Below are 9,064 nucleotides of genomic sequence, written 5' to 3'. Positions count from 1 at the left end.
AAGATGAGGAAGATGAGGAAGATGAGGAAGATGAGGAAGATGAGGAAGATGAGGAAGATGAGGACACATCTGCCTCTAGTCCCACGACTTCCCCTACTTCCCTTACTTCCCCTACTTCCCTAACTCCTACAACTTTCCTTACTTCCACGACTTCTCTGACTCCCGCTACTTCCGTAACTCCTCCCAATCCTCTGACTCCCGCTATTCCACCTATTCCTCCTACTTCCCCTAATCCCCCAACTTCTCCCATTCCTCCCACTCTTCCCACTCCCGGTGCTTCCTTCTCCTTATCCTCTTTGTCCTCCTTGTCCTCTTGCCCAAACACCTCTAACCCTATAGAACTAGCAAAGTGGCAACAGAATTTAGAAAGAGCGACACAAGAAAAGCTCAAAAGAGTTTCTCGTGAGACGAATCTTCTCATACAGAAAGCAGGGATAATACCCAAAAAATTACCAGGACCAATTTTAGAAGCAGCTGCGGCTGCGGCATCAGAAGCATCTGCCGAAGTGATGCCAGGACCACCCAATCTACTAAACTTGGTTATTGAAATTGAAAATGAGCAGCAGTCAGAAGACCCCGGCTTGACACAAATTATGGCTATCAACCTGCGGCTTGGGGAAATTGAATTTGCTGACGTGACACTCTCGTCTTATCGCAAGCAAATTCGCAGTGTCTTGCTTCAGCTCAATCGGCTAGGGCAGGAGTATCAAAAAAAACAGCGGGAACTTTCAGTTGCCCAAGCAGAAGCAGCATGGCGTGCTATTTGGTCTGATGATTAGTCATTTGTTCTTTGTCCAAAGTCAAATGACTAAGAAAGAACTCAGAATTCAGGAGTCAGAAGTCAGTATGAGTTTTATGCCATTGGGTAACACCTGTGGGAGAAAACAAAACTTATTCTTCTTGGAATCAGGCTGAATTGATTTGTGAAGTGATTCTGAGTTCTGTGTTCTGCGTTCTGTGTTCTTCTCAAGAATGACTAATGACTAATGACTAATGACTAATGACTACTGACTAATGACTACTGACACACCAGATTGGATACGATTGCAGAAAGCCTTGGCAATAGAAGCAGAACAAGGCTTTACTGACTTGCTGGGTAAACAATACCGCTTCAGTGAGTTTCTTACCCTGACTTTTGGCAAATTCCCCACAGGGTTGCCCACCATTGAACGTCGCCGATGGCAAGAACTAGCGGCTGAATTTGCGAATTATCCAAATCTGGAAGTGGAAGACAGACAACACTTGGTAGCAGAGAGTCGTAGGTATCTGTACCAACTACAGCAAGCGATTGAAGGGGGAGGGGAAGCAGAGGGAGATGAGGGAGATAAGGGAGATAAGGGAGCAAAATCTTCCTACTCATTCTCACTGCCAAAATCTCCAATTGTCGCTGAGGTGAGTCGCAGACTTGCGCCTAACCTAGACCAAAAGCTGAGTGATTTGCCAGAAATAGGCGTTAGAAAAGCTGCAAATTTAGCACGTCTTGGTTTATACACCGTACGTGACTTACTTTTCTACTATCCCCGTGACCATATTGACTATGCTCGTCAGGTAAGTATTCAGGAGTTGATGGCAGGGGAGACGGTGACGATAGTGGCAACAGTGAAGCGCTGTAACTGCTTTACTAGTCCCAAAAACAAGAAATTAACGATTTTAGAAGTGCTGCTACGTGATAAAACGGGTCAGCTCAAAATCAGCCGTTTTTTTGCTGGTACGCGCTTTAGCAGTCGTGGTTGGCAGGAAAGTTTAAAGCGTCGCTATCCAGAAGGTAGTATTGTGGCGGCGTGCGGATTGGTGAAAGAAAGTAAATACGGCTTGACGTTGGAAGATCCAGAACTGGAAGTTTTGGCACATCCAGGAGATACACTTGAATCGTTGACTATCGGTAGAGTGGTGCCGATTTACGCCCTGACAGAGGGAGTTGGGGCGGATCTGGTGCGACAGGCAGTCATTGCTGCTTTGCCTTCTACTGTGCATCTCAAAGACCCATTACCCAGTGGTTTGCGGGATAAGTATAATTTGATGGAGTTGAAGGAAGCAATTAATAGTATCCATTTTCCCCCAGACAGCGATCGCCTGCAAGCTGCCCGTCGCCGCCTTGTCTTCGATGAATTTTTCTACCTGCAACTTGGGTTACTCCAACGTCAGCATCATGCGCGGCAAAATCAAACCAGTGCCATTCTTGTCCCAAAAGGTGAACTGGTAAAAAAATTCTACGAGATACTGCCGTTTCAACTCACAAATGCTCAAGCGAGAGTCCTTAACGAAATCCTCGACGACTTGCAAAAACCTGTACCGATGAACCGTCTTGTGCAAGGTGATGTCGGTTCTGGTAAAACTGTTGTTGCCGTGATTGCTATTCTTGCTGCAATTCAGTGTGGGTATCAAGCAGCACTGATGGCTCCCACAGAAGTTTTGGCAGAACAGCATTATCGCAAGTTAGTTGGCTGGTTTAACCTGCTGCATTTACCCGTGGAATTACTGACGGGTTCCACAAAAATTGCAAAAAGGCGACAAATTCATGCTCAGTTAGAAACGGGTGAATTGCCGCTTTTGGTGGGAACTCATGCCTTAATTCAAGACCCCGTAAACTTTCAGCGATTGGGTTTAGTCGTTATTGATGAGCAGCACCGCTTTGGGGTAGAACAACGGGCGCGTTTGCAGCAAAAAGGCGAGCAACCCCATGTATTAACTATGACAGCGACTCCCATTCCCCGAACTTTAGCGCTGACAATACACGGGGATTTGGATGTCAGTCAAATAGATGAGTTACCACCAGGACGGCAAAAGATTCAGACAAACGCGCTTATCAGTCAGCAACGCACTCATGCGTACGACTTGATCCGCCGGGAAATTGCCCAAGGACGGCAAGCTTATGTCGTTTTGCCGTTGATAGAAGAATCAGAAAAACTGGATGTGCGATCGGCAGTAGAAGAGCATAAAAAGTTACAAGAAAGTATCTTTCCAGAGTTTCAAGTGGGACTACTTCACGGTCGCATGAGTTCAGCCGAAAAGGACGAAGCAATTAGCAATTTCCGGGATAACAAAACTCAAATTTTGGTTTCTACCACTGTTGTGGAGGTTGGTGTAGATGTTCCGAATGCAACAGTAATGCTCATTGAAAATGCAGAGCGGTTTGGCTTATCTCAATTGCATCAGCTGCGGGGGCGTGTTGGTCGAGGTGCCGCTAAGTCCTACTGTTTGTTGATGAGTAGTTCCAAAAGCCCCGATGCTCAGCAAAGGCTCAAGGTTTTGGAACAGTCTCAGGATGGCTTTTTCATCTCGGAAATGGATATGCGTTTTCGCGGTCCTGGGCAAGTCTTGGGGACTCGTCAATCAGGTGTGCCGGATTTTACATTGGCGAGTTTAGTGGAAGATGAGGAAGTGTTAATTTTGGCACGGCAGGCAGCTGAGAAAGTGATAGAGATAGATCCAACTATAGAGCGTTGGTATTTGATGAAAGAAGAGTTGAAGTATCGGTATGAGCGGTTGATGGGTGGAGCGATTTTGACATGATTGACCATGACCGCTTTATATTTAGCTAAGCATAGGTATAGCCGAGGTTTCTACAATCTAGAACATCTGCTGGTCTAGCCTTTAGCTTGGTAGTTTTCCCATCCCAGGGGTACATTAGGTCGTAGAGATTGTGCCCCTCTGGTCCTGAGCCAGTGGGTAGATATCCTTGGCTTGGGTTCTTTTCTTGCCATATTGCCCAGAGCCGATCTACGTTGCAATGATGGAGCCAAAAAACGGGATCGTTTGGTGAAACATTCACATTTGACATATCGCCCCCGATCCATGTGTGAGGTTGGTTGTGTAATTCAACAGCGAATGTTCCGTCTGGATTAATAATAAGCGATCCGTCTGGATTAATTGATCCGCCCGGAGGGAGGAAGCCTTCAAGCCGATTGCGATGGCTGGGACTGCTATCTATGTTCCATGGTTCTTGATCGTAAGGAGTTTCCTCAATCGCAGTCTGCACATTTGTTCGAGTTGGTAGTCCTTTACTGAATTTACCAAACTCGCGTTGTAAGCCTCCCTTAGGATTGCCATCGATATTAACGGTTATCCATTGATCGGTTGCAAATGGACCAGTCTTAACTAAGTTATTATCTTGAGGGTCACCATTACCTCCCATAAAGTCATCATCCCAAAGTGGTGAATTGAAAGGATCGTCAGAATCTTGCGTCCAGTCCCAGTAAGGAATTGTGACACCTGGCACCCTTTTTTGTAATTGCCGTTCAAATCTGTAAAGATAATAGCGATGCCAAGGAAGAAACGCCGGACCCACGTGAGCAGCATTACGAAAATGCCTGGGATCGCTTGGGTCTTCGTGTGCAGTTGCTAAACTATGCCAAAGCACATACTCATCGTAGATACTACGATTAGTAGTACGACTAATACTAGCTTTGACTGCTTTGACTGCCGAAATGTAGTTTTGTTTTTCAGTGCTACTCAGATACCTGAAATTTTTTCTAATATTCTTCATCTTCCACCTCAATTTTTTGGGCTACGAGTTTCTTCAATTCCTTAAATGCTTACGCCAAGAATTTTCAATCAACATTAGGATCTAGCTTTACCTCACCAATAGGAAACTTTATTCCCTGGTCTATTAACCTTCTCGCTATTTCATGGGGCGAGTTAAACTGACCAAATAAAAGAGGTGTCAGATATTTCTGTGTTTCCTTATTTCGGACAATATTAATTTTGTGCTCATCAAGAAATAGCTGCTCAGACGTATCAAATGTAGAATCAGTTGTAGCCGTCCGAGGTATTGGAAGGGTCACTATCCTATATTTCCTACCTTTATATACTTGCTCAGGTGTCTCTTGAGCTTGGGCTTTAGTAGCAAAGAAATTGCCAACAAATGGAGCACTTCCTACAACTGCAGTTCCACCAAGCATAAGGCTGATTAGCTTTAAAAGTTGACGGCGAGACAAACCAGAAAACATAAATTCTCCTCTTGAATACAACTCACTAATTTGTTATTCAACTCCTTGAAAATTTCATTGTTTCAAGGCAAACAAAATTCTCAACTGCAAGTACTTAAGCGGAGTCTAGTCAAATTCCTTTAGACACAGCACTTTCACAGTGGATTGTTTAAAATCAATCCAAACTGCTTTTCAGCACTTACCTATGGTCAAAAGACTAAAAGCTTGACCTTAATTTCTGTGTTGAAATATCTCTGTTAAGGAGCCTTTTGCCCCTTATTGGTTATAGGATTACCAAAGGCATTTTTACGAAACGAGCATGAGCGACTCGATACCAATTACGCCCACCAGCTTTAGGTGGCTAAGGGCGGGGAGGTTGTGAGTCTCCCGTGAGAATCTTAAGGTGTTTATTTTTTCTGGTCAAAAATTTGTGTGGTACTTAAATATACTAGTACTCAGTCGTATGAAACTTGTTTGTATTGTTGTAAAAACTTTTAAGTATTCCTAAAAGTCCTTTTTGTTCAAAGAAAAGAGTTCTCGGCTTTGTATTGTTTTTTACCGAAGAAAGGCAGAGGGCAGAGGGCAGAGGGCAGAAGGAAAGAAGGTAAGCTTTGATACAAAAATAAGTCCTCTGTTCTCTGCCATAAGGTTTAAAGCCCCTGAATTTATTTATGGAGAAAAATAAACGCGTAGCAACTTTATTAAATCCCCCGAATTCATTCGTGGGGACGCCTTCTGCCTTCTGCCTTCGTACTTCTGCCTTCTTAATAGTTTTTAACACCCTGTAACATCAGAACCATAAAAAAGATAACATGATTCACTACGTATGTAGCGGTTTCAATTAAACTTTATCAAATTTTCAAATATCACACTCTAGTTCTATTGACTTGGTGAATTTTTTATCATAAAAATATTGTTGCCAGTGCGCTCATGCCTAAAATACGTTCGACAGTTGGTTCTCAATTGTTTCTCGGAAACCTAAATACTTACCCTTAAAAGCATTGCTTCTGTGGGTAGAGTAGAAGTACAGAGCGTGCAGAAAGCGCTTGGCGACCGTTGGGGGCGACTGGCACATATAATCCAACAAAAGTCTGATTTTTACTTTCTTCTTTTGCGCGATCGCGGGGAGCGCAGCACAATCATCGAATCGCATTCATTTTTCGGTCTACTGAAACTAGTTCAGCTTCGCTGTACTAGTAGGCGTTGAGGCAGAACTAGTTGGCAGTTACAAGGAAGACTGGAAGGAGAATTGGCAGTCATTATGCGCCAATTCAATCGACGAATTGGTACAGTTGAACCTGAGTTACAAGAACGCATTCGCCAACTATCGCTTGCTCAATTAGAAGATTTAGCTGAAGCGTTGTTGGATTTTTCTAATGTACAAGATTTAATTGCTTAGCTGAATAAATAACAGGGGTAGAATAGGCACTGTGTCTGATTACAAACCACCATGCATCTACCCCTGTAGTAAAAACTGAGAAAAGTTCGGTAACCCTAAGTAAAGTCAATGGTATCAACGAAATTTAGCAAATTATCCTTGATTCCCTCCGCTTCTTCTTCAATAGAACCTGGTGTTTCTCCATCAAAAAAGCTGCGCTGGTGGCTGACGACATACAAAAAGTCGCCATAGATAAATGACAGAAGCCCTCGATACGCATTCAATTTAGTAGCAGTACCGTTATTTCCTGTTTTGGAAATTTTGGAACCTTCGGGCATATCAACTAACACAAAGTAAGCCCCCTCCAATGCGTCTTCCAGATATTCGGTATGTTTTATCTGAGCATCTGGCAAATTAGCAACAATTGTTTGAGGCACATACTTGTTAAGGAGAAGTGAACGCAGATATTCTTGCTGTCCCACAGAATCTATTTCCTCTACCTGTTTAGAGGAGATAGGGGAATAATCGATTCTCAACAAAGTGCCATAGTCATCAGAAAAGTTAACTAACCCTTCTTGAGTTTGAACCCTACCACCTTGCTGAACGTCCACAGGAATGAGAACTGTAAAATTACCGGAGGGTGACTCATATACATTTGGGCTTGAGCCTTCCTGAAGTACTGTATCATCCTCGTCTAAGGCGAATTCATCTTCTACCTCTTCAAAGGCGGCGATCACCTCGTCTACAATTTCTTTAGCTTCTTCATCATCAATTCCCAAAGCTTCTTGGAGCTTTTTAAGCAAAGTCGTTTTGTCTTTGGGTATACGCACTTCATCTTCGTCTACAAGTACACTTACCCCCGCAGCATAAGCATCAAGCAGTAAGTCTTCTGTCAGGACATTGTTTGCAGTGTTATATAGCGCTCCAATTCCATCTTCCTCTGCAATGGCTATAACTTTATCAACTATTTCTAACAACTCGTCATCTGAGTATTCTTCAAAAACCTCGAGTCCCCAGAGGGTATCGGCTAAAAATTCTGCATCGACTTCTTCTAATGAAGAATCAGCAGCAGCAGTGACAACTGCGATCGCCGCTACTGCTTCTTCTGGACTCAGTGATTCTTTTGATGTCTTACCTGAGCTAAAAATCTTGTCGTACTTGCCCATGACTGCTCCCTCCTAAATGGCTTGCTGGTAATAACACAAGTCTAGTGCCAATGGGTAGTTTACCAATCGAGCGAGTCTCCTCTGTTCTATCTTCACACAAACCCTGTCTTCAGATGTATACTGACAGGCGATCGCGAACCGAGGAGAGCAACGCTGAAACATGGCTTACATTGAGTATTTGAGGTTGGAAAACTCATAGAGAAAGTGCATATCAAGCGTCAATTAACCCTTGCTGCAATTCAATATGTTGCCCCAACTCCTGATTGACACCATGCTTACTTGCAGCATACAGGAACCGCTTGGCAATGTCTTCATAAAAATTTGGATCTGTCCAGTATCCCATATGCCCTTCAATTCCCCAACGCGTATCGTATTTCATAAGAACATTATCTACGTTTTCGTAGTAATCTAAGTGACCGCTAATCGGGTCTTGCAAATGATAGTAATTGACCCACTGAACATGATCGAGTTGGCAATGCACTGGACTTTTAGTGAAGTATAGATTTTGGCGAGCAACTTGCGGTTTGACACGGAAGGAATTCAGGTGTTCTAAAATTGAGGCTCGAATGTACTGTTGCTTCTGTGCTTTCTCTTTACAGAAAAAGGCAATTTTATCTAATGGTGAACCAAAGGTAATTAGCCCCTTAATCTTATCTAAGAACAAATTTTGACCCTTGTTTTTAGAGAGACTAGCCTCAATACAGAGAAGATTTAAGGTGTCATAAGCAATACAACTACCGAGAGAATGTCCAGCCATAATGACTTGGTCGTAATTACCTTGTTGATCCCTCAAAAGTGCTTTCAATAATGTTAATGATTCTGTGAGTATCTGCTCTCTAATCCTTTCGTAAGGAGATTTTACATCGGTTGTGGTGTATACAGCCACATCACCAACTAAATTAACCAATGGCGGAGTCACTAGTGTTTTGCTGAGTGTCCAAGCTGATTGCAGAAAACGACCACTGAGAAATGGATGTAATAAAAATAGAATGAGCCAAAGTAAGAGCCGCAAAACTGGGTAGATAATATGGAACAGACGCAGGAATATTGTCAGCCAACGTAGGCGAAATTTAAAAACCTTGTTAGCATCCTGATTTTCCAAAATGTCATTTAATAGAGGTTTATTTTCCTCCGTGTTATAAAAATTAATTGTGCCAGTGAGTGTCTGCTCTGTCCACTGCAAAACCTCCGACATACCGATTTGGTCTGATGTCTGATTTGCCCAGTAATATTCATGAATATCAATTAACCAGTCTTGTTCAGGGTCTTTTGAGGTGAAGCGAACAAAACTTTCTGTCCAAATATAGCCATTTGCTCGTCTTCGCTTAGCAACTAAGTGTTCTGCTAGCACTGGTAAATTCTGCTCTTCAAAATATTTAATAAAATTTTGGACAGAATAATCCACAGTTTCAAAAGGGTTTTGTTCGCCGATCCCGTGGATGATCAAAAATGCAGTGCGACCTTTGAGACATCTAAGATCGATATGTTCCTGAGTCATTGTAGTTACCACTTTTTTGGACATGGCTTTGCTTTCCATAACAGATCCTGACGACCTACCCGCCATTATTTTAGAGAAATTGAGCAGATAGTCT

At 43.0% G+C, this 9,064-nt stretch carries 9 protein-coding genes; 3 read left to right on the top strand and 6 right to left on the bottom strand.

Annotated features, from left to right (window positions below; all coding sequences use genetic code 11):
- Window positions 1–779 (top strand): primosomal protein (locus ACM0OZ_RS32610; protein ID WP_414586979.1); only part of this gene is annotated, 779 nt, incomplete at its 5' end.
- Between the two features lie 235 nt (window positions 780–1,014).
- On the top strand, window positions 1,015–3,513 hold the full coding sequence (gene recG / locus ACM0OZ_RS32605) for an ATP-dependent DNA helicase RecG (protein ID WP_414586978.1): 2,499 nt from the start codon (window positions 1,015–1,017) through the stop codon (window positions 3,511–3,513).
- 25 nt (window positions 3,514–3,538) lie between these two features.
- Here the strand turns inward: recG and ACM0OZ_RS32600 are convergent, their stop codons facing one another.
- The 3 genes from ACM0OZ_RS32600 to ACM0OZ_RS32590 all read right to left on the bottom strand — a co-directional run bounded on the left by ACM0OZ_RS32600 (window position 3,539) and on the right by ACM0OZ_RS32590 (window position 6,081).
- The gene (locus tag ACM0OZ_RS32600) at window positions 3,539–4,486 is read right to left on the bottom strand and encodes a tyrosinase family protein (protein ID WP_414586977.1); all 948 of its coding nucleotides are present in this window, start codon (window positions 4,484–4,486) and stop codon (window positions 3,539–3,541) included.
- A 64-nt stretch (window positions 4,487–4,550) separates the two neighbouring features.
- Entirely contained in the window at window positions 4,551–4,949 is a 399-nt protein-coding gene (locus tag ACM0OZ_RS32595) for a hypothetical protein (protein ID WP_414586976.1), read from the bottom strand.
- A gap of 913 nt (window positions 4,950–5,862) precedes the next feature.
- Window positions 5,863–6,081, bottom strand: coding sequence for a hypothetical protein (locus ACM0OZ_RS32590; RefSeq protein ID WP_414586975.1), 219 nt, complete (start codon window positions 6,079–6,081; stop codon window positions 5,863–5,865).
- Between the two features lie 84 nt (window positions 6,082–6,165).
- On the opposite strand from ACM0OZ_RS32590, the gene ACM0OZ_RS32585 reads away from it, so the two are divergent.
- On the top strand, window positions 6,166–6,327 hold the full coding sequence (locus tag ACM0OZ_RS32585; RefSeq protein ID WP_414586983.1) for a DUF4351 domain-containing protein: 162 nt from the start codon (window positions 6,166–6,168) through the stop codon (window positions 6,325–6,327).
- Window positions 6,328–6,422: 95 nt separating this feature from the next.
- On the opposite strand, the gene ACM0OZ_RS32580 is transcribed toward ACM0OZ_RS32585, so the two are convergent.
- The 3 genes from ACM0OZ_RS32580 to ACM0OZ_RS32570 are packed head-to-tail and all read right to left on the bottom strand — an operon-like array spanning window position 6,423 to window position 8,970.
- Complete coding sequence (locus tag ACM0OZ_RS32580) at window positions 6,423–7,472, bottom strand: hypothetical protein (protein WP_414586974.1); 1,050 nt, start codon at window positions 7,470–7,472, stop codon at window positions 6,423–6,425.
- A 12-nt stretch (window positions 7,473–7,484) separates the two neighbouring features.
- Window positions 7,485–7,634 (bottom strand): hypothetical protein, encoded by a 150-nt coding sequence (locus tag ACM0OZ_RS32575; RefSeq protein ID WP_414586973.1) that lies wholly within the window; start codon window positions 7,632–7,634, stop codon window positions 7,485–7,487.
- Between the two features lie 49 nt (window positions 7,635–7,683).
- Window positions 7,684–8,970, bottom strand: a complete 1,287-nt coding sequence (locus ACM0OZ_RS32570; protein ID WP_414586972.1) for a hypothetical protein — start codon at window positions 8,968–8,970, stop codon at window positions 7,684–7,686.
- Window positions 8,971–9,064: the final 94 nt, after the last annotated feature.

It is taken from the genome of Scytonema sp. PCC 10023, from assembly GCF_963920835.1.
GTDB lineage: Bacteria > Cyanobacteriota > Cyanobacteriia > Cyanobacteriales > Nostocaceae > Kalymmatonema.
Note: the sequence above shows the minus strand (reverse complement) of the source record. Positions and strands in the feature narration are given on the sequence as shown.